The sequence below is a fragment of the Caballeronia choica genome (assembly GCF_001544535.1).
GTDB classification, from domain to species: domain Bacteria; phylum Pseudomonadota; class Gammaproteobacteria; order Burkholderiales; family Burkholderiaceae; genus Caballeronia; species Caballeronia choica.
The window spans coordinates 1-26,070 of record NZ_FCON02000042.1; the positions used below are offsets into that span (position 1 = coordinate 1).

Genomic DNA, 26,070 nt, shown 5'->3' on the forward strand with positions numbered 1-26,070 from the left:
TTTCTTTGCTTACTTTCTTTGCAGCAGCAAAGAAAGTGAGTCCCGCCCCGGACAGGGGCAGAGCAAATAAACCAAAACCAAAACAGGTTCCATAGAAGCGCAACAAAATCAAACGGCGTAAACCTCAACCCCACCCCCAAGCGCCAGCGCCCTCGCCCGCTCCAACAACACCGGAATCGACTTCGACGTCGGCGTGCCCGCCCCATCCGCTACGGAAGCGAGTGGCACGAGCGGATTCGTCTCCGGGTAATACGCCCCCAGACACCCCCTCGGAATGTCATATTCCACGAGCAGGAATCCGTCCGCGCGCCGCTCGACGCCATCGTCCCACACGCTGGTGATATCAACCCACTCGCCAGGTTCGAACCCCAGCATGTCGATGTCCTCGCGATTCGCGAACAGCACGCGCCGCTGGCCATACACGCCGCGATAGCGGTCATCCAGCCCGTAGATCGTCGTGTTGTACTGGTCGTGCGAGCGCGTCGTCATCAGCGTCATCAGGCGCTTGCCATGCTGCGCGCGGGCGCGGTGGATCGGCGTATCGACTGAAATCGCATGCACGAGGAATTGCGCCTTGCCGCTCGGCGTCATCCAGACGCGCTCGCGCGACGCCACGCCAAGGTGAAAACCGCCCGGGTGCCTCAGGCGCTCGTTGTAGCCCTCGAAACCGTCGATAACCCGCGCAATCCCGTCGCGGATCAGCGCGTAGTCGTTCGCGTGCGCGAGCCAGTCGACCTTCGCGCTGCCGAGCGTCGCGTGCGCCATGCGCGCGACAATCGCAATCTCCGACAGCAGGTTCGGCGACGCCGGCTTGTTCATCCCATACGAGATGTGCACCATGCTCATCGAATCCTCGACGCTCACGCCCTGCGCCACACCGTTCTGCAAGTCGATCTCGGTGCGCCCGAGCGTCGGCAGGATCAGCGCGTCGCGGCCGTGAATGAGGTGGCTGCGATTGAGCTTCGTCGTGATGTGGACGGTCAGGTCGCACGCGCGCATCGCTTCCCAGGTGCGCGGCGTGTCGGGCGTCGCGATCGAGAAATTGCCGCCGAGGCCGATGAACACCTTCACGCGGCCATCGAGCATCGCCTGGATCGTGTTCACCACATCCAGCCCATGCTCGCGCGGCGGTTCGAAATCGTAGACCTCGCCGAGCCGGTCGAGGAACTGCGGGGTCGGCTGCTCCTCGATGCCGACGGTGCGGTCGCCCTGCACGTTCGAATGTCCGCGCACCGGGCACAGGCCCGCGCCGCGCCGGCCGATGTTCCCGCGCATCATCATCAGGTTCGACAGGATCTGCACCGTCGGCACGGAGTTCTTGTGCTGCGTGAGGCCCATGCCCCACGTCGAGATGACGGCGCGGCCCTTTGCGTAGATGTCGGCGAGTTGCAGGACGTCGTCCATCGGCACGCCCGATTCCACAACGATCGAATCCCAGCTTTCGGCGCGCAGGTCGTCGGCGAACGCATCGAAACCGACCGTGTGTTGCGCGATGAAATCCACGTCGAGCACGCGTTCGGCGCCTGCCGATGCCGCCGCATCGTCCAGTTCGATCACGCGCTTGGCGACGCCCTTGATCAGCGCGAAGTCGCCGCCGACCTTCGGCCGGATAAAGACCGAACTGATCTTCGTGCTGCCCATCGTGAGCATTTCGACCGGATGCTGCGGGCTCGCGAAGCGCTCCAGTCCGCGCTCCTTGAGCGGATTGATCGAGACGATCGTGGCGCCGCGCTTCGCGCACTCGCGCAATTCGCCGAGCATGCGCGGATGGTTCGTCGCGGGATTCTGGCCGAAGAGGAGCAGGGTGTCGGCGTGCTCGAAGTCGTCGAGCGTGACCGTGCCCTTGCCGACGCCGACCGTATGCGGCAGGCCGCGGCTCGTCGCTTCGTGGCACATGTTCGAGCAGTCGGGGAAGTTGTTCGTGCCGAACATGCGCACGAACAACTGGTACAGGAACGCGGCTTCGTTGCTCGCGCGGCCCGACGTGTAGAAGGCGGCGCGGTCGGGGTCGTCGAGGGCGTTCAGATGGCGCGCGATCAGGTGAAACGCATCGTCCCAGCCGATCGGCAGATAGCGGTCGCTTTCGGCGTCGTAGACGAGCGGGTCGGTCAGGCGGCCGTGCTGCTCCAGTTCGAAGTCCGACTGCGTCATCAACTCCGACACGCTGTGCTGCGCGAAAAACGCGGGTGTCACGCGCTTGCTGGTCGCTTCGGCGGCGACGGCCTTCACGCCGTTCTCGCAGAATTCGAACGTCGATGCATGCTCGCGATCCGGCCACGCGCAGCCGGGGCAATCGAAGCCGTCCGGCTGATTCTGGGCGAACAGCGTGCGATAGTTCCCGCCCGTCACCTTCTCCTTGAGCAGGTTGATCGCGACGTACTTGAGCGCGCCCCAGCCAGCCGCCGGGTGCGTGTAGGGTTCGATGCGGGGTTCTGGCTTTTTCATGATCTGGGGCGCGGGAGTCAGGCAAATGAGGCGAATAAGGCGAATGAGCCGATGGACTCAAGACTACTGTGTTCCGAAATCACCGCGGCGCACAGAAATCGTCAAAATCGAGGGATACAGTTGTTGAGTTTTGTCATAGACTTCAGCGATTCCCCGTGCGCTGAGATCCCTTGACGCTCTACGAAAAACTCGCCGATGAAATCGAGGAAGCCGTGCGGCGCGGCGTGTTCACGCCAGGTGAGCGGATCGCGTCCGTGCGGCAGGCGAGCCAGCAGCATGGCGTAAGCATCAAGACGGTGCTGCACGCGTATGCGCTGCTGGAGAGCCGCGGTGTCGTCGAGACGCGGCCGCAGTCGGGCTATTTCGTGCGCGAACTCGCCGCGCCGCGCGTCGCGGAGAAAAAGGCGCAGTCGAGCGCGGTTGCATCGGAAGTCGATGTGAGCCGGCTCGTGCTCTCCACACTGCGCAGCATCCGCGCGAACGACGCCGTGCCGCTCGGCTCGCCGTATCCCGACCCGACGCTGTTCCCGTGGCGCCGCATCAACCAGTACGCGAACGCGATCGCGCGGCGCAATGCGAGCTGGAACCTGATCGACGACCTGCCGCCGGGGAATCCCGAACTGATCCGCCAGATCGCGCGGCGCTATGCCGAGAACGGCGTGCCCGTCGACCCGGATGAAATCATCATCACCGTCGGCGCGACCGAGGCGATCAACCTGAGCCTGCAGGCGGTCGCGAAGCCGGGCGACACGGTGGCCGTCGAATCGCCGACTTACTACGCGATGCTCCACGCGATCGAGCGCCTCGGGATGCGCGCGATCGAGGTGCCGACCCATCCCGCCGACGGCATCGACATCGACGTGCTTGAGCAGATCGTCGCGACGCAGAGGATCGCGGCCTGCATGGTGATGCCGAACTTCCAGAATCCGCTTGGGTTCCAGATGCCGGATGCGAAGAAGGAACGGCTTGTCGCGCTGCTCGCCGGGCACGAGATCCCGGTGATCGAAAACGACGTCTACCACGAGCTTTACTTCGGCGAGACGCGGCCTTCGACGCTCAAGAACTTCGACAAGAAAGGGCTGGTGCTGCACTGCGCGTCGTTTTCGAAGAGCCTCACGGCGTCATACCGGATCGGCTGGGCGATGCCGGGACGCTACCGGGCGCAGGTCGAGAAGCTCAAGTTCCTCAACACGCTGACGACGCCGTCGGTGCCGCAAGTCGCGGTGGCGGATTATCTGCGGCAGGATGGCTTCGACCGCCATCTGCGACAGGTGCGCCGTGCATACCGGCAGCAGTCGCGCATCATGAGCGCGATGGTGCTGCGGTTCTTTCCGGCCGGCACGCGCGTGTCGACGCCGCAAGGCGGCTATGTGCTGTGGGTGGAATTGCCGGAGCGCGTCGATTCGATGCGGCTCTACCAGGCCGCGCTCGCGCACGGCATCACGGTCGGCCCGGGCATGATGTTTTCGACGAAGAACGACTTTCGTCACTTCATCCGGCTGAACTACAGCTATCCGTGGACGTCGCAGACGGAAGACGCGTTGCGGACGTTGGGGGAACTCGTGGGCAGGATGGCTTGATGGCTTGATGGCATAACCAGGGAGAACCGGATGAACGATGCAATCGATCCCGCGCTCGCCGCCGTGCTCGCGCAACTTTGGCGAGCCGAGGAAGAGACGCCGGGCGTTGCCTGGTCGCTGGCGAAATTGTCGAAGCAGGCCGGCCTGCCGATGAGCGCGCTGCGCCGCCAGTTGACGGCGCTCGCCGATGGCGGAATCGTCGAGACGACGTTCAGCGAGGAGGGCACCGGGACCGCGCGTCTCAGCGACTCGGGAAAGATGCTGTGTTCGCAGATTTTCGGCGGATCGGGGGATTGATCGTCGAGGCGCCTGAAAGGAACCATAACAAGTGGAAATCCACGTCACCTTGCAGGGCCGGAGCGATCTCACCGGCCAGATCTATCGGCAATTGCGCGCGGGCATCATCGAAGGACGCCTTGCCGCCAACGCGCGCCTGCCTTCGACCCGCGATCTCGCCGCGCAGCTCGGCGTATCGAGGAAAACGACGCTCGACGTCTTCGAGCGGCTGATCGCGGAAGGCTTTCTGCACACGCGCGCCGGCGACGGGACGTTTGTCGCCGAGGGACTCACACGCCTGCCGTCGGCGGAGCGCAAGCCAGCGTCCGCGCGGGCGCGGGCGGCGGGCATCTGGGGTGCGTTGCCGGGCGGCATGTCGATTCCGCTGCCGCGCACCGACTCGCAGTACGCCTTCGATTTCAAGGGCGGCGTCACTGACAAGACGCTGTTTCCGTGGGACATCTGGCGCCGCTGCGTGAACCGCGCGCTGCGTGCGCAGCAGCGCGCGGGCGGTGGTGTGGGAGCGTATCGCGATCCGGGCGGCGAGCAGGAACTGCGGCTCGGCATCGCGCGCTATCTGGCGTTCAGCCGCGCGGTGGTGTGCAACTGGCAGGACGTCGTCGTGACGCAGGGCGCCCAGCAGGCGCTCGACCTGCTGGCGCGCGTCGTCCTGCAGCCGGGCGACGTCGTCGCGGTCGAGGAGCCCGGTTATCCGCCGGCGCGCGCGCTGTTCGCCGCGCTCGGCGCCAGGCTCGCGCATGTGCCGGTGGATCGCGAGGGGCTGATCGTCGAGCGGCTGCCGAGGAACGCGCGGCTCGTGTACGTGACGCCGTCGCATCAGTTTCCGCTTGGCATGCCAATGAGCCTCGACCGGCGCGTCGAACTGCTCGAGTGGGCGAAGCGGCGCGGCGCGGTGATCGTCGAGGATGACTACGACGGCGAGTTCCGCTTCGAGGGCCGTCCGGTGGAATCGCTGAAGAGTCTCGACCGCGCGGGTCTCGTGGCGTATGTCGGCACGTTCTCGAAGACGATTTTTCCTGACTTGCGGATCGGTTACGTGGTACCGCCCGCGTCGCTGTCGGAGCCGCTGTGGACGGCGAAACGCAGCAGCGACTGGCATAGCTGCATGCTCACGCAGACGGCGCTCGGCACGTTCATGCTCGACGGCGAATTCGCAAAGCACCTGCGCCGCATGCACAAGGCGTATGCGCTGCGGCGCGAGACGCTGATCGACTGGCTGACGGGCGCGCTGGCCGATTCGTTCGAGCCGATGCCCTCGACGGCGGGCATCCACCTCGTCGCGCGGCTCACGGCGCCGTGGGACGAGGACGCCGTCGTGAGCGCGGCGCGCGAAGCTTCGATCTTCGTGCTGGGGCTTGGCACGTTTTACGCACGCGAGCGCCGCGAGCAGGGCCTCGTGTTCGGCTATGGCGGCTCGAACGTCGAGACGATCCGCGCCGGCCTGGGCAAGCTCGCCGAACTGATGCCGGCGCTCAAACGCCAGAGCACCTCATTCACATAACATCAGCACCTTTTCCTGCGCGGAACACGTCGGCTTGCGCACCGACTGTTCCGTCGCATCCGTCTGCCGCGCGGTGCGCACGGGTTTCGGCGGGGCGTCGGCGGCGGCGTTGCGTCGCGCGATGCATGCCCGCAAGCGCTTTTCCATCGGCGGATAGTATCTCCAGCCGTGTCCGAGCGGCGGCAGTTCGAGGTGAACCTGCTTCCACTTCGGATGACCGTTGGCCTGCAGATTGTCGAAGTTCGTGCACAGCGAATCGGCGAACTTCGTCAGCGTGCCGACCGTGCCCTTCAGCCCGTAGTCGTAAGTAACGAGGAATGCCTTGACGGTCAGCGTCGGCGTTTCTTCCTGGATCCAGTTCGGATAGCTCGTCGTGCGGATGATCGCGGGGAAGTAGGTCTGCTTGGCGCGCACGGTTTCGGGCGCGCTCGGGTCGAGGCGCAGCAGCTTGATCTGCTGCAGCAGTTCGGGGTTCATGTCCTGGAAGAGCTTCGCGGGCTGGCCGGCCACGACGATCGCCACGTCGATCTTGCGCACGATCAGCTTGGCGAGCGCGTCCTCGTTGCTGTAGTGCTGCGCGTTCTGATCGGGGATAGGCTCGCCGAACATCAGCCGGTAGAGCGTCGCCGCCGACTGCGCCGTGCCGCTGCCGATCAGCCCGACGCTGATGTTCTTGTCCTTGATCTCATGGATGTACTTGAGCGGCGAATCCGAGCGCACCACGAAATAGATCTCCTCGTCGTAGAGCGGCATGATGAGCCGCAGCGGCTGGATGATCTTGCCGGCGTCGGCGTTGCCCGCGGTCGCCATGTCGAGGTACGCCTGGTAGACGTCGGACTGGACCAGCGCGAACTTCACGTTGGGTTCATAACGCATGCGCTGGACGTTTTCCGCCGATCCTTTCGACGCCAGCACTTCAAGGTCGATCCCGGCCGGATCGGCAACCCATTTCGAAAGATCCTGGCCGATCTGGATATACGTGCCGCGCTCGGGTCCGGTCACGATCTTGTACTGGACGTCGGCGGCGAGCGCTTCCGCCGTGACACCGTAAAACCCGCACAGGACGAGGAAAGCGAGTGCCCAGCGCATGAATTTCGACGAGTACATGTTTTACCCTTGGTTTCGGAGTTGGACGGGTGCTGCGAAACTCACGCGACGACACGTAACCCAGGTATCGCGTCGCGTTCGAGGCGGCCCTCTCGGATCGTCTGGCCGAGCCCCTGCGGCCGGCGACCCTGGGCGGTTGCGGACTAGCGCGACGGCTTCGGCATCGTATCGCCGCCGCTCCAGCCAAACTGCTTGATTGCGCGTTCGAGCTCGTCGGGGTTCGTCCCATCGGAGAGGGACGCGCGAGTGGCCGGCCGGGTTTCCGTCGCGCCCGATGCGCCGTAGGTGGCCGCGGCGGTGTGGGTCGCGGTCGCGGGCGGCGTGGTGGTGGTTGTCGTCGTGGTCGTGGTGGCGGTGGTTGCAACGGCCGGCGCGGTTCGTGTGACGGCCGGCGTTGGCGTCGGGACGGCGGCGTACGACGGCGCGGGTGTCGTGCTCCGGACGGTCGTCGTCGTGGCCGGCGCCGTGGTCGCGGCGGGGAGCGTAGCGGCTGAAGGTGCGGGTGCCGGTGCGGCGGCCGTCGTCGTGGCGAGCGGCGTCGTCGTGCTTCGGATGCTCGCCGTCACCGGCGGAGTCGCTGGCTGCACCGGAGGCGCGACGGCCGGCGCCGGAGCCACCTTGGCGGTCGACGTTGCCGGCGTCTGCGTCTGCGTGTTCCGTGCGTACGTGGCGGAGCGGCGGCTCTCGCGAGCGGGCGGCGGCGCAGCCGTCACCGTGTGCGTCTGGGTGGGCGCCGCAGCAGGCGCGTGCGCCACGGCGACCGCGGGCTTCTGCTGGACCGTAACCGGCGCTGGCGCCGGAGCCGGAGCCGGGACCGGCGCCGGAGCGGGCTTCGCCACGGCGACCGTGGCGGGCGGTGTGGCCGCCTGCACGGCGGGCGCGGGCGGCGCTGCCGGCGGCGTCGTGACAACGGGCGGCGGCGCGACGCTGGCGATATCCGGCGCCAACTTCTTCTTCGCGAGCGGCGGCGTCCCTGCCAGCCAGCCCGCGTGCGCGATCACGCGTTCGAGCATCGCTTGCGATTCGGTGTTGCTGCCGTCGAGCGCGAGCGCTTCGCCGGCATTCTGCTGGACGCACGCCCACGCCGACGTCTTCTCGCACGCCCGCGCCAGTTGCAGCGCGGCGTCGCGTTCGAGTTCACGCTGTGCAAGTTCGTCCTTCAGACGCTGCACGTCGGGCCGCACCTGCTGCGGCGGGGTGAGGCTCTTCACGCGGTTGCGCGCCGCCGTGAGGTCGTGCTGTTCCATCGCGCTGCGCGCAGCGAGCACGGTATCGGCGACGGACATCGGCCGCTCGTCGACCTGGGGCTTTCTCTCGACGGCTGCCACGGGCGGAGCCGCCGGCGTCACCGGCAGCGCGCCGCTTTGCGCGTATCCGCCGGACTTCGCGTCCTTCGCATCGATCGCGCCGGACGCGCTGTGCTGCTCCGAGGGCGCCGGGTCCTCGTCGGTGCTGTCGTGCTGCATGTACGCGACACCGCCCGCGACCAGCACGAACGCGCAGACGCCGGCAATCACGGTCTTGCGGCGAGTCCAGCCTTCGGAGTCGGGCACGACGTCCGGATCGGGTCCGAGTTCGAATCCGAGTTCCGCGCTGGTGGCGGCCCGGACGGGCAGGGAAGCAGGAACCGGAGCGCTTTCAGAAGGGCCCGGGACAGCCACCGCCGATTCGGCCGCCGGCTCGCCTGCCGGCTTGAACAGGCTCAGCCGCTCGCCAAGGCGCTCAGGCGCACGTTCCTTCTTGCGCTCGTCGCCGAACGCGGCGGCGCGATCGGCGCCGCAATTCGGGCAACTGTCCGCGTTCTTGCGCAACGTGCTGCCACAACGCTGGCAGACGACGGAAAACATGGATGCAGGAAAGGTCAGACGGGTAGTCATACTGAAGCCCTCGAAGGACATGTGCGTATTTCCATGCCGCCATGCATGCGGAACATCGCGCGCGATGCGCGAGTTCGCGAGCAGCAATCCTTCGTTCTCCCCATGCCGTGAGTGCGCAAATATAGGGAAGCGACAGGTCGAATATGTGTCAACTCGTAAAGGACGTCAATCGCCTTTCGCACCTAGGCAGGCGAAGGACCGGTTTAAGGGACTACATCATTGTGCGTCCGGCGGACCATATAGGGTGCGTCACCCTCGCCGAACCGGATGTTGAAATGCCGCCTGCCGGCTGCGTCGAAAACCGCGTTGCTTGCTTCCGATGCGAGGTTTCTGACATATTGAGCGTCCATGGACGGTTTTGAACCGCCAATTTCCAGCTAAAAAACGACAAGGCCACGCGCCAGGCGGGACGATTTCCGATGCAAAAGCAGTTCGAGCGCGTGACCCATTTTTTCGTCTCGCCCCGCTGGGTGCTGACGGGCGGCGCGGTGTTGCTGATTGCGATGTTTTCGATCTGCGCCGTGATTCTCTGGGACGGCCGCCAGGACGCCTTCGGCCGGGCGCAGGACGGCGCGCGCAACACGATGCTCGTGATCGAACGCGACATCGCGCGCAACATCCAGATCTACGACCTCTCGCTGCAAGCCGTGGTGGAAGGCATCCACGATCCGCGCGTGACCGCCTTGCCGCCGGACATGCGCCGGGGCTATCTGTTCGACCGCGCGGCCAACGCCGAATTTCTCGGCGCCGTGTTCGTGCTCGATTCGAACGGCAACATCGTGCTCGATTCGCGCAAGGACGATCCGGCCGTCGGCAATTTCGCCGATCGCGATTACTTCATGGCGCATCGCGACCGCCCGGACGTCGGTCTCTACGTCAGCCATCCGTATCGCTCGCGTACCCGCAATCTCGATCCGAGCATCGCGCTCTCGCGCCGCATCGACAATCCCGACGGCTCGTTTGGCGGCATCGTCGTCATCGCGGTGCAACTGGAGTACTTCCACCGGCTGATGTCGGGCCTCGCCCTCGGGCCGCACGGCACGATGGCGCTGATCCGCGAAGACGGTTCGCTGCTGATGCGCGCGCCTTACAACGAGCAGGTGATCGGCCGCGACCTGCGCGGCACGGGGCCTTACACGAAGATGTCGCAGAGCATGGAAGGGCAGTTCGCCGACATCGCATCGATCGACGGCGTGAAGCGCTTCTATTCGTTCAAGCACTTGCCGGGCTTGCCGGTGATCGTCGAGGTCGCCACCGCCGAAACCGACATCTATGAGAACTGGCGCACGCGGGCCTGGCACATCGGCATCGTGATGGCCGCGTTCGGCTTCGCGTTCGCCGTGCTCAACCTGATGTTCGCGTATTCGCTGCGCCAGCGGGCGCGGGCGGAATCCGCGTTGAAGATGCTCGCGCGTCTCGACAGCCTCACGGGGCTCAACAATCGCCGCACGCTCGACGAAATGCTCGAGCGCGAGTGGCGACGCGCCAACCGCAGCGGCCAGCCGCTGTCGATCCTCTTCGTCGATATCGACCGCTTCAAGAGCTACAACGACACCTACGGCCACCAGGCCGGCGACGACGTGCTCGCGAACGTGGCGAACTGCATCGCGGGGCATCTGTCGCGCGCGAGCGATGTGGCTGCGCGCTACGGCGGCGAGGAGTTCGTCGTGGTGCTGCCGCACACCGGCCGCGAAGGCGCGCTCGGGCTCGCCGAGACGATCCGCCAGGCGATCGCGTCGCTCGGCATCGCGCACGCGGGCAGCGAACTGCATACGGTGACGGTGAGCATCGGCGTCGCGACGTGGCAGGCGCCGGGGCACGTCCACGACCAGGGCCAGAGTCAGAGCGCGCACGGCGGCACGCTCGCCGCCGTGCTGCGCGCCGCCGACGATGCGCTCTATCGCGCGAAGCAGACCGGGCGCAACCGGGTATTCGGCGTGCAACTGGCGTAGCGTAAAAGAAAGCGACCGGCAATTCCTACGCGGAAAAATTGTCCGGTTTTAGGCCGTCTGTTCGATGTCGACGGCGGCGCAGGCCTGAGCGGATCGCCTGGCGCCGCGCCTTACTTGCCCTTACTTACCCCAGCGCAACACGAGCGGATCGAGCCGGCGCGCGACTTTCAAGAGCCCTTCGCGCACGGCCGGATGCATCGGCGCGAGCGGATGGCGCACGGCGTCCGATTTGATCACACCGCCTTCCTTCATCAGCGTCTTGCAGGCGGCGAGGCCGCACTGGCGGTTTTCGTAGTTGATGAGCGGCAGCCACTGCTGGTAAAGCTCGGCGGCCTTGTCGGTGTCGCCGGCGAAATACGCATCGACGATCTTGCGGATGCCGTCGGGATAGCCGCCGCCCGTCATCGCGCCGGTGGCGCCCGCGTCGAAATCGGGGATCAGCGTGATTGCTTCCTCGCCGTCCCAAGGGCCGACGATCGCGTCGCCGCCCAGTTCGATCAGCTCGCGCAGCTTCGAGGCCGCCTGCGCCGTCTCGATCTTGAAGTACGACACGTTCGCGACTTCCTTCGCCAGCTTCGCGAGGAACGCCGCCGACAGCGGCGTGCCCGCCACCGGCGCGTCCTGGATCATGATCGGGATGTCGATCGCGTCCGACACGCGGCTGTAGAACTCGTGGATGCCGCGCTCGCCGACGCGGATCGTCGCGCCGTGGTACGGCGGCATGATCATCACCATCGCGGCGCCCGCGTCCTGCGCGGTGCGGCTGCGCCCGGCGCAGATGTGCGTGCTGAAGTGCGTCGTCGTGACGATCACCGGCACGCGGTCCGCGACATGATCCAGCACTGTCGTCTGCACGGCGGTGCGTTCGTCGTCGGTCAGCACGAACTGCTCCGAGAAGTTCGCCAGGATGCAGATGCCGTTCGAACCGGCGTCGATCATGAAGTCGATCGCGCGCTTCTGGCCGTCCAGGTCGAGGCGGCCGGCGTCGTCGAAGACGGTCGGCGCGACCGGGAACACGCCGCGAAAGGGTGGCTGGGACATGAGGCTGTCTCCTTCGTTATGTTGGGTTGCGCCGACTATACGGCCGTGAAAGTCGCGCTGTATAGTGAAACCTTTCCATCGCGTGATCGCTTTTGCGACTCACCCGGCGCTTCTCGCCCGCCTCTCGCCTGCTTCTTGTCCGATGAAAAACACGCTCGACATCCTCATGTCGCGGTTGCGCATGAAGCAGCTTCAGTTGCTGATCGCACTCGACGACCACAAGTCGCTGCACAAGGCATCGGGCACGATGTCGATGACGCAATCCGCCGCCAGCAAGGCGCTCGGGGAACTCGAATCGATGCTGGAAGCGCCGCTCTTCGAGCGCGCGAAGAGCGGGCTGATCCCCAACCAGTTCGGCCGTTGCGTGATCCGTTACGCGCGCGTGCTCGCCACCGATCTCACGTCGCTCTGCCAGGAAGTCGCGGAGATCCGCTCGGGCACGGGCGGCCGGCTCGCGGTCGGCGCGATCATGGGCGCGGTGCCGAAGGTAGTCGCGCCGATCGTCAACGAGCTGCATGCGAGCCATCCGGGACTGTCGATCGAGATCGTCGAGGACACGAGCGTGCGCATGCTCACCCTGCTCGACGACGGCCATCTCGATCTCGTGATCGGACGCGCGAGTGTGTCCGACCAGCCGTCGAAATATCACTACCAGGCGCTCGACGACGAGCCGCTGTCGGTGGTCGTCGGCTGCGATCATCCGCCGATGGCGGCGGGCGCCACGACTTTGGCGGATCTCGCCGGGCATCGCTGGGTAACGTATCCGGGCGCCATGCCGATGAACGCGCTGCTCGCGCGCGAGATGGATCTCGCCGGCCTGCCGATGCCCGCGAACCCGATCTCGACGGCGTCGACCTTCGTCACGGTCGCGATGCTGCAACAAGGCACTGATCTGGTGTCGATCCTGCCGACGGATGTGGCGCAGTTATTCGCCACGCACAAGATGCTGCGCATCCTGCCCGTGAAGCTGAAGTCGAAGTCGCAGACGCTCGGCATCGTGACGCGCAAGGGCGGCGTGTTGTCGCCTTCGGCGAAGCAGTTCGTGCAGTTGCTGCGCGACCGCAGCCGTGCATCGAAGCCGGCCGCCGGCAATTAAGGATCCTTTTAAGGTGCGGCAGTCAGGTTTAATTAATCCGGACGTGCGTAAGCCTATACTCATCACACTCCCGCGCGCGGCACGGCATCGTGACGAAAAGCCAGCCATAAGCCAGGCATCGGCAGGAGAAAAGTCACGATCAAGCAACGACCATCACAGGCGCCAGTGGCGCCATAGCGAGCGGGAAGCGGCCATGAGCGAGACATCTGTCGGCGGACTGAAGGGCCTTGTCGCGGCGCTGCGCTCGCAGCAGACGGCACTCACCGAACGGTGGATGAAACTCGTGTTCGGCGACGCTGAAGTCGAGCATTCCGACCAGCTCACTTACCGCCAGCTAGCCGATCACCTGCCGGGCATCTTCGAAGAAATCTGCATCGTGCTCGAACGAGAGAACCTGCGCGACCAGGAAGGCTCGATCGAGCGCAACGCCCGGCAACACGGCCAGTGGCGCTGGCAGCAAGGCTACCGGATCGACGAACTCGTGCGCGAGCTCGACCTCTTTCGCCAGGTGCTGCTCGCGGCGATCGGCGAATACGCGCATGAGCACCCGGATTTCGATCGTGAAACGGAGGAACACGCGCGGCTCATGACCGACGAGATCGTGAGCTTCGTCACGCTGGCGTCGATCCGCGAGGCGGTCACCGAGCGCGATCGCAAGATCGACGAATACACCGGCATGCTCGAGCGCGCGAATCACGAGCTGACGCTGCGCCAGCGGCTCATCAGCGATCTGTACGAGTCGCGCATGCAGGTGGCGCGGCGCGTCGCGCACGATTTGCGCAATTTTCTCAACGTGTTTTCGACCGCGCTGCAACTCGTCGGCCGCGCGCCCGCGAAGAAGGACACCGCGCTCGCGCTCGCGACCCGGCAGGTGGCCGACATGGGCCTGCTCGTCGACGAGATGGTCGAGTATTCGAAAGTGCTCGGCGACGATTCGGCGCTGACCGTCGAGGCATTCGACCTGACCGGCCTCTTCGACGAGTTGATGCAGGCGAGCCGCGCCGCCACCGAGGCGAAGGGCCTCAAGCTTTCCGGCCACATCGACCCGGCCTTGCGCGTGGTGACGTCGAACCGGCTGAAGGTCAAGCAGGTCGCGTACAACCTGCTGTCGAACGCGATCAAGTACACCGCATCGGGCGAGGTCGAACTGTCGATGCTGGCGGCGGGCGACGCGCATTGGCGCCTGCGCGTGGCGGATACCGGCGTCGGCATCGGCGTGGCGGATCATGAGCGCGTGTTCGAAGAGTTCGAGCGCGCCGCCGCCGACGACATTCCCGGCACCGGCCTTGGCCTCGCGATCGTGAAGGAACTGTCGCGGGCGCTCAAGGGCGAGTTGCGTTTCCAGTCGTACAAGGGCAACGGCAGCGTGTTCGAAGTGACGTTCCCGTTGACGCTCGAGGTGGACGGCAGCGCAGAGCCGCCGGAGTCTGCCGCTGGCGCGGGTTGACATACGCACGACATCGTTCGTCTCTAACATCGAGAACCTCGTGAAGAATCCAACCATCCGAGGAATCGTGCCATGCCGGACCCTGTCGAAAAGCTTTCGCGCCGTATCCTTCTCAAGCGCCTCGCGGGCGGCGCGGGACTCGCGCTCGCGGGTTCGCACATCGGCGACGTCCTCGCGCAAAGCGTAGCGCCCGCCGCCGTGACCGCCGACAAGCTGCGCCCGCTTTTGCCGGGCGGCGTGATGAGCGGCGACGTCACCGCGTCGAGCGCAATCGTCTGGAGCCGGACGGACCGGCCGTCGCGGATGATCGTCGATTATTCGACCAGCGAAAGTTTCAAGCGCTTCGAGCGGCGCGTGGGTCCGGCCGCGCTCGACAGCAGCGACTTCACCGCGCGCATCGATTTGACGGACCTTCCCCCGGGCGCGGACGTGTTCTATCGCGTGCGCTTCCAGGATCTCGTGAACGACAAGGTGTTCAGCGAACCCGTCACGGGACGGCTTCGCACCGCTGCGCTGAGCGCCGACCGGCCGGTCACGTTCGTTTTCTCCGGCGACGAAGCGGGCCAGGGCTGGGGCATCAACGAGCGCTTCGGCGGCTACCGCATCTACGAGGCGATGCGCCGCGAGTCGCCCGATTTCTTCATCCACTCCGGCGATCAGATCTACGCGGACGGCCCATTGCAATCCGAGGTCAGGCTGCCCGACGGCACGCTCTGGACCAACCTCGTCACCGAGCCGAAGTCGCATGTCGCGCAGACGCTCGACGATTATCGCGGCGCCTTCGCGTACAACCAGCTCGACGTGAACAAGCGCCGCTTCATGGCGGAAGTGCCGTTCCTCGTGCAATGGGACGATCACGAAGTGCGCAACAACTGGTATCCGGGGCAGCAGATCGGCGCGGAGGAAAAGCGCTATCAGACGCGCGCGATCTCGCTGCTGGCGGCGCGCGCGAAACAGGCGATGTTCGAGTACAACCCGTTCCGCATCAACCCGGTCGATCCGGAGCAGGTGTATCGCGGCTTCCAGTTCGGGCCGCTCCTCGACGTCTTCATGCTCGACGAGCGCTCGTATCGCGGACCGAACTCGCCGAACCGGCAGACGCAACTCGATCGCGAATCCGCGTTTCTCGGCGCGCAGCAGTCCGCGTGGCTCAAGCAGTCGCTAAAGAATTCGAAGGCTGCATGGAAGGTGATCGCGAGCGACATGCCGATCTCGCTCATCGTGCCCGACCTGAATCCGGACGTGCCGAAGGGCACCTACGAAGCGTGGGCCAATGGCGACAATGGCGCGCCGTCGGGACGCGAACTGGAGTTGATGGACATCCTGCGCTTCATCAAGCGCGAGAATATCGCGAACGTCGTCTGGGTCACGGCCGATGTCCACTATGCACAGGCGACGCACTACGATCCGTCGCGCGCGAAGTTCACGGAGTTCAAGCCGTTCTGGGAGTTTGTCGGCGGGCCGATCAATGCGGGCACGTTCGGTCCGAACGAACTCGACATGACGTTCGGCCCGGAGTTGCGCTACGTCAGCGTCCCGAAGGACAATCCGCAGAACCAGTCGCCGGCGGCGAAGCAGCAGTACTACGGCCGCGCGAAAATCGATCCGGCGAGCCGGACGATGACGGTATCGCTACACGACCTCGACGGCCGCTCGCTGTATGAAGTGAAGCTCGACCCCGAAGCGTGAGCGGGTGGGGCGCATCGGCGGCATGTTCCGGCGATGCGCCCCGGCACCGCGCTTACTGCCCAAAGAAAATGTCGCACTGGGGATAGGCGCTGCAAGTGCCTTGCCGATGTCCGGACGCGGCCATGCTCTTTCCATCTTTCGCGCCGCCATACGACGCGTCATTCGACGCTTGCGCGGAGGCGTCCGCGGTTTGCTGCTGCATCGCCGGCGGTTGGGCGTCATTCTGTGCCTCTTGGGCATAGGCGGCCGTTCCCATGGTGGCGAACAGTGCGGCGGCGGTCGCCGCGATCAACATTCTTGCGTTCATTTCCAGCTCCTTCGTGTGTGCACGACTCTCCGATGCATTGCGCCGGGCGGCGTGCTGTGGGGGTTATTCCGCTTTCCCCGACGGCGAGCCCGACGACACTGGCAGACGTCCCGCTGCCGCATGTCCACGCACATCGAGGGAAAGCGAACGGATGCCGGTTCCTGCGCCATGCCGGCTTTTTACTTATGCGCTCAAGGCGCGGTGCAGACCGCGCGGAGACGAAGAGGCGCATCCGATGCCGCGCCGGTTTCGTCGACGGACTTCATGGGTCCGCACGCACTTTCTGAAGTGCGTTGTGCAAACCATATAGCGCCGGGCGGGCGGTGGACAGTCCCTCATGAGGAGGGCGCTCGATGGGGGGATCGTTCGTGAAGTGCTTGAGAGAAGTACGCACTGGAAATGAAAAGGCGCCGCGGACCCAAGGTTCGCGGCGCCTTCACAGCGTGAAGCGCTGAATGGTGCGGGAGCTTAACTTACCGCTTCCTCGACTTGCGCTTCTTCTTCATCGACCGAGTGGCGGATCAGGTGATCGAATGCACCGAGCGACGCCTTCGCGCCTTCGCCGACCGCGATCACGATCTGCTTGAAGGGCACGGTCGTCACGTCGCCGGCTGCGAACACGCCGGGCACCGACGTCGCGCCCCTCGCATCGACCACGATCTCGCCGTGACGCGACAGTTCGAGCGTGCCCTTGAGCCATTCGGTGTTCGGCACGAGACCGATCTGCACGAACACGCCTTCGAGATCGATGCGCTTCGTGTCGCCCGAACGCAGGTCCTTGTACACGAGGCCGTCGACCTTCTTGCCGTCGCCGGTGATCTCCTGTGTCTGCGCCTCCGTGACGATCGTCACGTTCGCGAGGCTCTTCAGCTTCTTTTGCAACACGGCATCGGCACGCAGTTCAGCGCCGAATTCGATCAGCGTCACCGCGCTCGCGATACCGGCCAGATCGATCGCCGCTTCGACGCCCGAGTTGCCGCCGCCGATCACCGCGACGCGCTTGCCCTTGAAGAGCGGGCCATCGCAATGCGGGCAATACGCGACGCCATGATTGCGATACTCGCGCTCGCCCGGCACGTTGATTTCGCGCCAGCGCGCGCCGGTCGCGAGGACGATGGTCTTCGCCTTCAGCACCGCGCCGCTCGCGAGCCGCACTTCGTTGATGCGTCCCGGGAGCAGCGCTTCGGCGCGCTGTACGTCCATGACGTCGACGTCGTAGCTCTTCACGTGCTGTTCGAGCGCCGTCGCGAACTTCGGTCCCTCGGTCTCCTGCACCGAGACGAAGTTTTCGATCGCGAGCGTATCGAGCACCTGTCCACCGAAGCGTTCCGCGACCACGCCCGTCGCGATGCCCTTGCGCGCCGCGTAGATCGCAGCCGCCGCGCCGGCAGGTCCGCCACCGACGATCAGCACGTCGAACACCGGCTTCTTTTCGAGTTCCTTCGCGGCACGCGCGCCTGCGTTGCTGTCGAGCTTCGCGAGGATTTCCTTCACGCCGGTGCGGCCCTGGCCGAACACTTCGCCGTTCATGTAGACGGTCGGCACCGCCATGATCTGGCGCGCTTCGACTTCGGCCTGGAAGAGCGCCCCGTCGATCGTGACCTGGCGGATGCGCGGGTTGATGATGCTCATCACGTTCAGCGCCTGCACGACTTCCGGGCAGTTCTGGCATGAGAGCGAGATATAGGTTTCGAATGCGTAGTCGCCGTCGAGGTTGCGGATCTGTTCGATCACGGCGTCGTCGAGCTTGACCGGGTGGCCGCCCACTTGCAGCAGCGCCAGCACGAGCGAAGTGAATTCATGGCCCATCGGAATGCCGGCGAAGCGGATGCTCGCCTCCTTGCCCGGTTCGCCGATGGAAAACGACGGTTTGCGCTCGTCGTCGCTATGCTGTTCGATCACCGCGATGCGGTCCGACAGCGTGGCGATTTCTTCGAGCAGGCTCTGCAATTCGCGCGACTTGTCGCCGTCGTCGAGTGACGCGACGATTTCGATCGGCCGGCTGACCTTTTGCAGATACGCTTTCAGTTGGTTCTTGAGATTGGCTTCCAGCATGGCGGGTTCGAATTCCGTGACGAGGCGTGAGGCTTGCGATGCCCGCGCCGGCTCGTCTGGAGCCGGCGCGGGTCGTGTTGTTACTGAGTTGACTGCGCTCAGATCTTGCCGATCAGGTCGAGCGACGGCGTCAGCGTTTCAGCGCCCGGCGTCCACTTCGCGGGGCAGACCTCTCCCGGATGCGACGCAATGTATTGCGCGGCCTGCACCTTGCGCAGCAGTTCGCCTGCGTCGCGGCCGATGCCGTTGTCGTGGATTTCGCACAGCTTGATCTCGCCTTGCGGGTTGATCACGAACGTGCCGCGAAGTGCCATGCCTTCGTCTTCGATCAGAACGTCGAAGTTGCGGGAGAGGGTCAGCGTCGGGTCGCCGATCATCGGATAGCCGATCTTGCCGATCGTGTCCGACGTGTCGTGCCATGCCTTGTGGGTGAAGTGCGTGTCCGTCGACACGCCGTAGATCTCGACGCCAAGCTTCTTGAATTCCGCGTAACGGTCGGCCAGATCGCCGAGTTCGGTCGGGCAGACGAACGTGAAGTCGGCCGGATAGAACACGACGACGGACCACTTGCCCTTGAAGTTTTCTTCCGTGACGGGCACGAATTCGCCCTTGTGATACGCGGTCGCCTTGAACGGTTTGACTTGGCTGTTGATGATCGGCATGTCGTGGGTCCTTGTTTGGGTGTTGAAGAAGTGGATGAATTATGCATTTTAGCTATCGATTTTAGGAAATCAATTAATTTCATTGTGGCCATGCGAAATGGCTATGGCCCTGATTTGGCGTGGTCCGGGTTCTGCTCGAAAACGGTACCGGCAGTAAGATCACTCGCACCGGTGCCGCGCCGCATGGCGCGGCTTCACCGAGCAATCCACATGGAGGTCTTCATGAAAATAGGCATCATCGGGGCTGGCAATATTGGCAGCGTGCTTGCGCTGCGGTTGGTCGAAAAGGGGCACGAGGTGCGCATCGGCAACTCGCGCGGGCCGGGCACGCTCGGCGACGTCGAACGTGAGACGGGCGCCAGGCCGGCCGAACTCAAGGACGTGGTGAAGGACGCCGAGGTGATCGTCGTGACGATTCCCGAGGCCAAGGTGCCGAACCTGCCGAAGGATCTATTCGCGGACGTGCCAGCGAGCGTCGTCGTGATTGATACGGGCAATTACTATCCACGCCACCGCGACGGGCGCATTACCGGGATCGAGAGCGGCACGCCGGAAAGCCGCTGGGTCGAGCAGCAGATCGGGCGTCCGGTGGTGAAGGCGTTCAACAACATCTACGCGGAGCATCTGCGCAGGAAGGGTGCGCCGCAGGGCACGCCGGGACGGATCGCGCTGCCGGTCGCGGGCGACGACCCGAAGGCCAAGGCGGTCGTGATGAGACTCGTCGACGAAGTGGGGTTCGATGCGGTCGATGCGGGCACGATCGACGAATCCTGGCGCCAGCAGCCCGCGACGCCGGTCTATACCGGCGATTTCGACGCGGCAGGCGTGCGCGCCGCGCTGCAAAAGGCCGATCCGGCCCGCAAGCCCGAATGGCGCGCGACCGACAACAGCCCGGGGGACTTCGCGAATCCCGCGTAGGCCAGGTGTCGGCGACCGCGGCCGCTTCAGTCGAGCGTGATGCCGTCGAACCGGTGCCCGCCGAGCGGGCTGATCAGATAACCGTGCACGCGCTTCGAAATCGGCTGATAGCTGTTCGCATGCGCGATCGGCGTGTACGGCACCTGGTCCTTGAATACCACCTGCGCCTCTTCATAGAGCTTCGTGCGCGCCTTCTGGTCGGTGACGAGGCGCGCCTTCGCCAGCAAGTCGTCGAACGGCTTGTTGCACCACTTCGCCACGTTGCTGCCGTGCACGGCGTCGCAACCGAGCGTCGTGCCGAGCCAGTTGTCGGGGTCGCCGTTGTCGCCGAGCCAGCCGTAGAGGATCGCGTCGTGCTCGCCGTTGGTCTTCGCGCGCTTGTTGTACTCGGCCCATTCGTAGCTGACGATGTTCGCCTTCACGCCGATCTTCGCCCAGTCCGACTGGATCAACTGCGCCATCAGGCGCGCGTTCGGGTTGTAGCCGCGCTGCACCGGCATCGCCCAGAGCGTGATCGTGAAGCCGTCCGGAAAGCCCGCCTGCCTGAGCAATTCGCGCGCCTTCGCGGGATCGTGCGGCGCGTCTTTCAGCGCGGCGTTGTACGACCATTGCGACGGCGGCATCGGGTTCGTCGCGACGGTCGCCGCGCCTTCGTAGACGGTCCTGATGATCGCCTGCTTGTCGACGGCCATGTCGAGCGCGCGGCGCACGAGCACGTTGTCGAGCGGCTTGTGGGTGGTGTTGTAGCCGACGTACGCGACATTGAAGCCGACGCCCGACAGAACCGCGAGCTTCGGATCGCGACGCGCGGTGGCGATATCGGCGGGGCGCGCGAACGACGTCACCTGGCATTCGCCGCTCGCGAGCTTCTGCATGCGCACGGCCGCGTCGGGCGTGATCGAGAACACGAGCTTGTCGATGTGCACATCCTTCTTGTTCCAGTACGTCGGGTTTGCGTCGTAGCGGATGGTCGCGTCCTTCTGGTAGTCGCGGAACACGAAAGCGCCGGTGCCGACCGGCTTCAGGTTGATATCCTCGGGCTTGCCGGACTTCAGCAACTGCGCCGCGTATTCGGCCGAGACGATCGACGCGAACTCCATCGCGATGTTGCGCACGAACACGACGTCGGGCGTCTTGAGCGTGAAGCGTACGGTGTAGTCGTCGAGTTTCTGGACCGATGCGATGTTCTTGTCGTAGCCGAGATCGGTCAGGTACGGAAAGCTGACCGGATGCGCCTTCTGGAACGGATCGTCCGGATCGATCATGCGCTTGAACGTGAACACGACGTCGTCGGCGTTGAAGTCGCGCGTGGGCGTGAAATACGCGGTCGACTGGAACTTGACGCCGTGTCGCAGATGGAATGTGAAGCTCCTGGCGTCGGCGGCTTCGTCCCACTTTTCGGCGAGTCCGGGCACCAGATCGAGCGAGCCGCGTTTGAACTCGACGAGCGTATCGTAAACAGCGTGTGCGCCGGCGTCGAAGTCGGTGCTGGTCGTGTACTGCGCGGAATCGAAGCCGGCCGGGCTGCCTTCGGAGCAGAACACGAGCGTTTTGCTGGCGGCGGACGCGGCGCCGGGCATCGCGCCAAACGCGGCAAGCAACGAAACGGCGAGGGCGCACAGCGCCGGCGGGCGCGGGAAGAGGCGTGAGCGGATCATTTTTCTTGTTCGCACGAAAGAGGTGGCCGATGCAGGGTTGGAATGGCGCCGCGCGGGCGGGCGTAGCCCGTACTCTACCAAGCGATGAATTTTGCCTGAACCGATGTTTTTTGCTTTCGATAGCCCCATCGCGCACTCGTTACACGCGCCCAAAAATCCGCGAAAAACCCCGGTGATCGGTTGAAAATCTGCAAACTTTTCCGAGGGGCTTTAACATGACGTCCCGGGCAGCCGTATTTGCCGGCGTCTGAAATCGGGCGCCGAAGCCTCAGACTTACCGAACCAGCCATGAAAACCGTTTCCGATTCGCATGACGCAGAAGATGCACAAGCCGTGCAGGACCCTGATCCCCACTTCGGCCAGTGCCGTCCGAACGAGGACGTCGAGCTTGCCGCGAAGGCCACGATTCCGACGCGCTACGGCACGTTCGCCTCGTACGTCTATCGCGTGAAGCGCACGGACATCGAGCACATCGTCTTCGTGATGGGCGACGTGCGCAACGGCGAGTCCGTGCTGACGCGCCTGCACTCGGAGTGCGTGACGGGTGACGTGTTCGGATCGTACCGTTGCGATTGCGGTGAGCAGCTCGACCTGGCGCTGCGCTATATCGCAGCCGAGGATCGCGGCATCCTGCTGTATCTGCGCGGACACGAAGGGCGCGGAATCGGCCTCGCGAACAAGATTCGCGCGTATGCGCTGCAGGAGCAGGGGCTCGATACCGTCGATGCGAACCTGCACCTCGGCCTCCCCGACGACGCCCGCGAATACGATTCCGCCGCCGCGATACTGCGCGCGCTGAACGTGAAATCGGTGCGGCTGATGAGCAACAATCCGTCGAAGTTCGACACGCTGCTCAAGCACGACATTCCGGTTTGCGAGCGCGTTGCGCTCGCCATTCCGATGCGCGAGGAGAACGAGCGCTACATCAAGACCAAGCAGGCCCGCTTCGGGCATTACTTCGACGAGAACGAATAGCCGTCTAGAACGGGATCTGGGAACCTTTCTTTGAGAGGTCTACGACCGCGACATTCACGGTCTTAGCGAAGTCTTGTTCGCGAGACAGTCTGCTTTTGAATCTTTCGAGCGCGCGGTTCAAACGAAACGCCGCGAGCAGAACTATTAGCGCCAATAGGCCTTTGTCAATTATCGTGAGCAACACCTGCTTCCAGAATTCGCAATTATTCCTTGATGCTCTCGAAATCTGTGCTCGGCAAGGTCAGCGTACAAAGCAATCGGCTGCCATCGATCACCGACATCCAGTCAACTGGCGAAGCGGTGGGATCGATCAGCACAGGGCACATGAAAACCGCTGAATAAGCAAACCTCTGCTGCAACCAAGACATGGGATGGGAGCTCGCTACTTCAATCCGCCCGAAAAACCCTGCATCAAGTAGCGCTGCACATAGCCCGCGAGCAGAAGCGTCGGCACTGACGAAATCAGCCCCGCGCTCATCAGTTCTCCCCAGTCGATGCCGTTCTCGGTCACATAGCCCGCCATGACAAGCGGCAGCGTGAAATGACTTGGCGACGAGACGAACAACAGCGCCAGCAGAAACTCGTTCCATGCAGTGATGAACACAAAGATGGCGGTGGCAACGAGACCCGGTGCGCAAAGCGGTATGACGATGAAGACGATGCGCTGTGCAAGATTCGCGCCGTCGAGCGCTGCGGCCTCTTCGAAGTCGATCGGTACATCGCGCACGAACGGCAGCAACATCCAGATCGCCATCGGCAGCGTGTACAGCTGATACGCGAGTATCAGCCCGAACAGGGAATCGAGCAGATGGAGCCACTTTGCCAGCGAAAACAGCGGTACGGCCACCGCAATCGGCGGCATCAGCTTGAGTGCGAGCACGAGCATCAGGAACACCACATCGAGCCGCGCCGGAAACGCAAGTCGCGCGATGGCATAGGCGGCCGGAAAAGCCAGGGCGAGTGCGAGCACCGTGGCGCCCAGCGCGACCCACACTGAATTCAGCACCGACCGGGCCATGCCGCTTTCCCACACCGCCGCGAAATGCTCGAACGTGGGCGCGGAAGGCCACAACGCAAGCGGATGAGCCAGGCGTTCCAGCGTGGGCGTGAAGGCCGCGCCGGCCATCCATACGCACGGCAGCACCAGCACCGCCAGCGCAACGAGCCGCAACAGCCCACGCACCGCGGCACCGGACGAGCGTCGCGCGAAACCCTGCAAGCGCGCGACCGGCATCACCGGTCGCGCTTGACGGCCGATTTCCATATGTATCCCGAGACCAGTACCGCGCATGTGACCAGCATCAGTACCGAAGCCGCGCTGGCGGGCCCAACGTTGAAGAACCGGAAGCCCGTGTCGTAGATGTAGGTCGACAGCGTCTGCGTGGCATTGCCTGGACCGCCGCCCGTCAACGCGTATACCTTGTCGAACAGCTTGAAGGTGTCGATCGACCGCAGCAGCATGGCAAGGGCGACATGCGATGCAACGAGCGGGAGCGTGATGTACCGCAGGCACTGCCATTCGTTCGCACCGTCGGTGCGCGCCGCCTCCACGATGTCAGGCGGAATCGACTGTAGCCCCGCGAGAATGACGAGGAATGCCATCGGCGTCCATTGCCAGACATCGACGAGCATCAGCGACCAGAGCGCGAGGTGCGGATCGGATAGCCAGGGCACTCGCGACAGACCTGCCGCCGTGAGCAACGCATTCAGGAAGCCGTTGTAGTTGAGCCAGTTGCGCCAGATGGCGGAGCAGACGAGCGTGGAAAGCATCATCGGCAGCACGGCGAGCGGCAAAGCGATGCGCCGGCCCGGAAATCTGCGGACGAACAGTAGCGCGAGCGCAAGTCCGAACAGGACTTCAGCGATCGAGGCTACGATCGTGAACTGAATTGTATGCACGAAACTCGTGCCGAACTCGCCGTCCGCAATGACCGATCGGTAGTTGGCGAGCCCGATGAACGAGCGGTGCCCCGACGCGTAATCCACTGAGAAAAACGAATCGATCAGCACGCGTACTACCGGGTAGAGTGCCAGCACGCCGAGGACGAGCACGGCTGGACTCATCAGGACGATCAGCGGCAGGTAACGTCGTAACCGGCTCATCGACGCGTTGCCCCGATTGCCTGCGCTGTCACTGCGATACGGCGTTGGCCTGGGCGATCTTCTGCGCGGCCTGACGCAAGGCTGCGTCGGGCGCAGCCTGTCCCGTCAGCGCGAGTTGCAACGCGTCGCCGAGAATCGCCTCGATCTGCTGCCAGTCCTTCACTCGAGGCCGCGCGCGGCCGGCTTCGAGCGCCTTGAGCTGGTCCGGATACCAGCGATATTGCTTGACGAGCGTCGGATTTGCGAAGACGCTCTTGCGCGTCGGCGGAATGCCGAGCACGGCAAGTTGCGTTTGCGTCGTTGACGAAGTCAGATACGCAAGAAAATCCGCTGCCACTTTCGGATGCGCTGCATCTTTCGCAATGCCCATTTGCCAGATGCCGAGCATGGGCGCCGGCCCCTTGACCTCTCCTGGCGGAGGTTGCAACGCGATCTGGCCGACGACGCGCGACTTCGCTGGATCGTCGAGCGCAGGCAGCCATGCGGGCCACACTTCGATGGCCTGTGCGGCCGTACCGCCCTGCAACGCGTCGCGCACTTCGCCGGCGCCATAAACATCGACGTCCTTCGGTGCCCACTTCTTGAGGGCGAGGAGCATCTTCAGCGCGGCCAGCGCCTGGGGCGAATCGATCGTGACCTTGCCGTCCGTGTCGACGACTTCTCCGCCATACGCCCAAAGCATCGGCAGAAAGCCGGTGACGACGGGGTTGCCCTTCATGCCGCGAAACACGACGGCCGAAACGTCCTTGTCGGCGGTACCGATGGTCTGTGCGATCTTCAGCACGTCGTCCCACGTGCGCGGCGGCTGCAGGCCGCGACTCGCCAGCAGATCCTTGCGATAGGCAAACATCTCGACGTTGCCGACGATCGGCATCGCGTACAAGGTGCCCGTCGGCGCGCGGCCCAGGGAGACCGTGGACGACACCATGTCAGCATCTGCGAGCGTGGCAGGCAGCGGCAGGAGCCATCCGTTAGCGATGAATTCGGGGGACCAGGTGTCGTCCATCATCACCAGGTCATACGCGCGCGTGTTTTCCCGCAACGAGAGCTTCAGCTTCTGATAGAGGTCGTTGTTCGGCAGTTTCAGCAACTCGATATCGACGCCCGGATGCTGTTTCTTGTAGCCGTCCACAGCCTGCGCGAGCCCGCGGCCGTAGATGTCATCCCGGCCTGCGATCACGAGATCCGCGGCATGGGCTCCAAGTGCGGCGATGGACAGGGAAGTCGCGACAGAAGCCGCGCGAAGGCAGGAGAAAAGGGTCGTCCACTGGATCATTGAAGCCATGGCTCTCGAATTCCTCTCGGGGTAGGCGTATGCATACGATGAGTCCAGAGCTACTCACCCGCTTTTTTTGTCGCG

General features: G+C 64.5%; 20 protein-coding genes. 9 read left to right on the top strand and 11 right to left on the bottom strand.

What is annotated here, in order from left to right:
- Positions 1-108: 108 nt before the first annotated feature.
- On the bottom strand, positions 109-2,445 hold the full coding sequence (locus AWB68_RS19290) for an FdhF/YdeP family oxidoreductase (protein WP_087645951.1): 2,337 nt from the start codon (positions 2,443-2,445) through the stop codon (positions 109-111).
- Positions 2,446-2,615: 170 nt separating this feature from the next.
- Between AWB68_RS19290 and AWB68_RS19295 the strand changes: the two genes are divergently transcribed.
- From AWB68_RS19295 to pdxR, 3 genes are read left to right on the top strand one after another with little or no spacing between them, the layout of a single operon-like run.
- Complete coding sequence (locus AWB68_RS19295) at positions 2,616-4,025, top strand: aminotransferase-like domain-containing protein (RefSeq protein WP_087645952.1); 1,410 nt, start codon at positions 2,616-2,618, stop codon at positions 4,023-4,025.
- A 30-nt stretch (positions 4,026-4,055) separates the two neighbouring features.
- Entirely contained in the window at positions 4,056-4,322 is a 267-nt protein-coding gene (locus AWB68_RS19300; RefSeq protein WP_087645953.1) for a helix-turn-helix domain-containing protein, read from the top strand.
- 31 nt (positions 4,323-4,353) lie between these two features.
- Positions 4,354-5,823 carry a MocR-like pyridoxine biosynthesis transcription factor PdxR gene (pdxR, locus tag AWB68_RS19305; protein WP_087645954.1) on the top strand — a complete coding sequence of 490 codons (1,470 nt, stop codon included), beginning with the start codon at positions 4,354-4,356 and terminating at the stop codon, positions 5,821-5,823.
- Here pdxR and AWB68_RS19310 read toward each other — a convergent pair.
- On the bottom strand, positions 5,812-6,912 hold the full coding sequence (locus tag AWB68_RS19310; RefSeq protein ID WP_087645990.1) for a TAXI family TRAP transporter solute-binding subunit: 1,101 nt from the start codon (positions 6,910-6,912) through the stop codon (positions 5,812-5,814). The genes pdxR and AWB68_RS19310 overlap by 12 nt on opposite strands.
- Before the next feature lie 161 nt (positions 6,913-7,073).
- Positions 7,074-8,807, bottom strand: coding sequence for a zinc ribbon domain-containing protein (locus AWB68_RS19315; RefSeq protein WP_087645991.1), 1,734 nt, complete (start codon positions 8,805-8,807; stop codon positions 7,074-7,076).
- Between the two features lie 419 nt (positions 8,808-9,226).
- Here AWB68_RS19315 and AWB68_RS19320 point away from each other — a divergent pair, with 419 nt between their 5' ends.
- Positions 9,227-10,759: a sensor domain-containing diguanylate cyclase gene (locus AWB68_RS19320; protein WP_087645955.1), complete on the top strand. Its 1,533-nt coding sequence runs from the start codon at positions 9,227-9,229 to the stop codon at positions 10,757-10,759.
- Between the two features lie 120 nt (positions 10,760-10,879).
- On the opposite strand, the gene AWB68_RS19325 is transcribed toward AWB68_RS19320, so the two are convergent.
- On the bottom strand, positions 10,880-11,800 hold the full coding sequence (locus AWB68_RS19325; protein WP_087645956.1) for a dihydrodipicolinate synthase family protein: 921 nt from the start codon (positions 11,798-11,800) through the stop codon (positions 10,880-10,882).
- Positions 11,801-11,942: 142 nt separating this feature from the next.
- Here AWB68_RS19325 and AWB68_RS19330 point away from each other — a divergent pair, with 142 nt between their 5' ends.
- From AWB68_RS19330 to AWB68_RS19340, 3 genes are all read left to right on the top strand, one after another.
- Positions 11,943-12,896 carry a LysR family transcriptional regulator gene (locus AWB68_RS19330; RefSeq protein WP_087645957.1) on the top strand — a complete coding sequence of 318 codons (954 nt, stop codon included), beginning with the start codon at positions 11,943-11,945 and terminating at the stop codon, positions 12,894-12,896.
- A 193-nt stretch (positions 12,897-13,089) separates the two neighbouring features.
- Positions 13,090-14,343 carry a sensor histidine kinase gene (locus tag AWB68_RS19335; protein WP_087645958.1) on the top strand — a complete coding sequence of 418 codons (1,254 nt, stop codon included), beginning with the start codon at positions 13,090-13,092 and terminating at the stop codon, positions 14,341-14,343.
- Positions 14,344-14,415: 72 nt separating this feature from the next.
- Complete coding sequence (locus AWB68_RS19340; protein ID WP_087645959.1) at positions 14,416-16,032, top strand: alkaline phosphatase D family protein; 1,617 nt, start codon at positions 14,416-14,418, stop codon at positions 16,030-16,032.
- Between the two features lie 52 nt (positions 16,033-16,084).
- On the opposite strand, the gene AWB68_RS19345 is transcribed toward AWB68_RS19340, so the two are convergent.
- From AWB68_RS19345 to ahpC, 3 genes are all read right to left on the bottom strand, one after another.
- A complete protein-coding gene (locus tag AWB68_RS19345) occupies positions 16,085-16,339 on the bottom strand; it encodes a hypothetical protein (protein ID WP_087645960.1) in 255 nt (84 codons plus the stop codon).
- A gap of 468 nt (positions 16,340-16,807) precedes the next feature.
- Positions 16,808-18,394: an alkyl hydroperoxide reductase subunit F gene (ahpF, locus tag AWB68_RS19350; protein WP_087645961.1), complete on the bottom strand. Its 1,587-nt coding sequence runs from the start codon at positions 18,392-18,394 to the stop codon at positions 16,808-16,810.
- Between the two features lie 98 nt (positions 18,395-18,492).
- Positions 18,493-19,056, bottom strand: a complete 564-nt coding sequence (ahpC, locus tag AWB68_RS19355) for an alkyl hydroperoxide reductase subunit C (protein ID WP_087645962.1) — start codon at positions 19,054-19,056, stop codon at positions 18,493-18,495.
- Positions 19,057-19,278: 222 nt separating this feature from the next.
- Between ahpC and AWB68_RS19360 the strand changes: the two genes are divergently transcribed.
- Positions 19,279-19,974, top strand: a complete 696-nt coding sequence (locus AWB68_RS19360) for an NADPH-dependent F420 reductase (protein WP_087645992.1) — start codon at positions 19,279-19,281, stop codon at positions 19,972-19,974.
- A gap of 26 nt (positions 19,975-20,000) precedes the next feature.
- Here the strand turns inward: AWB68_RS19360 and AWB68_RS19365 are convergent, their stop codons facing one another.
- Positions 20,001-21,632, bottom strand: a complete 1,632-nt coding sequence (locus tag AWB68_RS19365; protein ID WP_125482973.1) for an ABC transporter substrate-binding protein — start codon at positions 21,630-21,632, stop codon at positions 20,001-20,003.
- Positions 21,633-21,920: 288 nt separating this feature from the next.
- Between AWB68_RS19365 and ribA the strand changes: the two genes are divergently transcribed.
- Entirely contained in the window at positions 21,921-22,607 is a 687-nt protein-coding gene (gene ribA, locus AWB68_RS19370; RefSeq protein ID WP_087645963.1) for a GTP cyclohydrolase II, read from the top strand.
- Positions 22,608-22,989: 382 nt separating this feature from the next.
- Here ribA and AWB68_RS19380 read toward each other — a convergent pair whose 3' ends face one another.
- The 3 genes from AWB68_RS19380 to AWB68_RS19390 are packed head-to-tail and all read right to left on the bottom strand — an operon-like array spanning position 22,990 to position 25,995.
- The gene (locus AWB68_RS19380; RefSeq protein ID WP_087645965.1) at positions 22,990-23,841 is read right to left on the bottom strand and encodes a carbohydrate ABC transporter permease; all 852 of its coding nucleotides are present in this window, start codon (positions 23,839-23,841) and stop codon (positions 22,990-22,992) included.
- On the bottom strand, positions 23,841-24,710 hold the full coding sequence (locus AWB68_RS19385; protein ID WP_087645966.1) for a carbohydrate ABC transporter permease: 870 nt from the start codon (positions 24,708-24,710) through the stop codon (positions 23,841-23,843). Before AWB68_RS19385 ends, AWB68_RS19380 begins: the two co-directional genes overlap by 1 nt.
- 28 nt (positions 24,711-24,738) lie before the next feature.
- A complete protein-coding gene (locus AWB68_RS19390; protein WP_087645967.1) occupies positions 24,739-25,995 on the bottom strand; it encodes an ABC transporter substrate-binding protein in 1,257 nt (418 codons plus the stop codon).
- Positions 25,996-26,070: the final 75 nt, after the last annotated feature.

What these genes read in the sequence shown, in the direction of transcription:
- AWB68_RS19290 (WP_087645951.1), bottom strand. Translation starts at nt 2,445, where the DNA reads ATGAAAAAGCCAGAACCCCGCATCGAACCCTACACGCACCCGGCGGCT.
- AWB68_RS19300 (WP_087645953.1), top strand. Translation starts at nt 4,056, where the DNA reads ATGAACGATGCAATCGATCCCGCGCTCGCCGCCGTGCTCGCGCAACTT.
- AWB68_RS19310 (WP_087645990.1), bottom strand. Translation starts at nt 6,912, where the DNA reads ATGCGCTGGGCACTCGCTTTCCTCGTCCTGTGCGGGTTTTACGGTGTC.
- AWB68_RS19315 (WP_087645991.1), bottom strand. Translation starts at nt 8,807, where the DNA reads ATGACTACCCGTCTGACCTTTCCTGCATCCATGTTTTCCGTCGTCTGC.
- AWB68_RS19320 (WP_087645955.1), top strand. Translation starts at nt 9,227, where the DNA reads ATGCAAAAGCAGTTCGAGCGCGTGACCCATTTTTTCGTCTCGCCCCGC.
- AWB68_RS19325 (WP_087645956.1), bottom strand. Translation starts at nt 11,800, where the DNA reads ATGTCCCAGCCACCCTTTCGCGGCGTGTTCCCGGTCGCGCCGACCGTC.
- AWB68_RS19330 (WP_087645957.1), top strand. Translation starts at nt 11,943, where the DNA reads ATGAAAAACACGCTCGACATCCTCATGTCGCGGTTGCGCATGAAGCAG.
- AWB68_RS19335 (WP_087645958.1), top strand. Translation starts at nt 13,090, where the DNA reads ATGAGCGAGACATCTGTCGGCGGACTGAAGGGCCTTGTCGCGGCGCTG.
- AWB68_RS19340 (WP_087645959.1), top strand. Translation starts at nt 14,416, where the DNA reads ATGCCGGACCCTGTCGAAAAGCTTTCGCGCCGTATCCTTCTCAAGCGC.
- AWB68_RS19345 (WP_087645960.1), bottom strand. Translation starts at nt 16,339, where the DNA reads ATGAACGCAAGAATGTTGATCGCGGCGACCGCCGCCGCACTGTTCGCC.
- ahpF (WP_087645961.1), bottom strand. Translation starts at nt 18,394, where the DNA reads ATGCTGGAAGCCAATCTCAAGAACCAACTGAAAGCGTATCTGCAAAAG.
- ahpC (WP_087645962.1), bottom strand. Translation starts at nt 19,056, where the DNA reads ATGCCGATCATCAACAGCCAAGTCAAACCGTTCAAGGCGACCGCGTAT.
- AWB68_RS19360 (WP_087645992.1), top strand. Translation starts at nt 19,279, where the DNA reads ATGAAAATAGGCATCATCGGGGCTGGCAATATTGGCAGCGTGCTTGCG.
- AWB68_RS19365 (WP_125482973.1), bottom strand. Translation starts at nt 21,632, where the DNA reads ATGATCCGCTCACGCCTCTTCCCGCGCCCGCCGGCGCTGTGCGCCCTC.
- ribA (WP_087645963.1), top strand. Translation starts at nt 21,921, where the DNA reads ATGAAAACCGTTTCCGATTCGCATGACGCAGAAGATGCACAAGCCGTG.
- AWB68_RS19380 (WP_087645965.1), bottom strand. Translation starts at nt 23,841, where the DNA reads ATGCCGGTCGCGCGCTTGCAGGGTTTCGCGCGACGCTCGTCCGGTGCC.
- AWB68_RS19385 (WP_087645966.1), bottom strand. Translation starts at nt 24,710, where the DNA reads ATGAGCCGGTTACGACGTTACCTGCCGCTGATCGTCCTGATGAGTCCA.
- AWB68_RS19390 (WP_087645967.1), bottom strand. Translation starts at nt 25,995, where the DNA reads ATGGCTTCAATGATCCAGTGGACGACCCTTTTCTCCTGCCTTCGCGCG.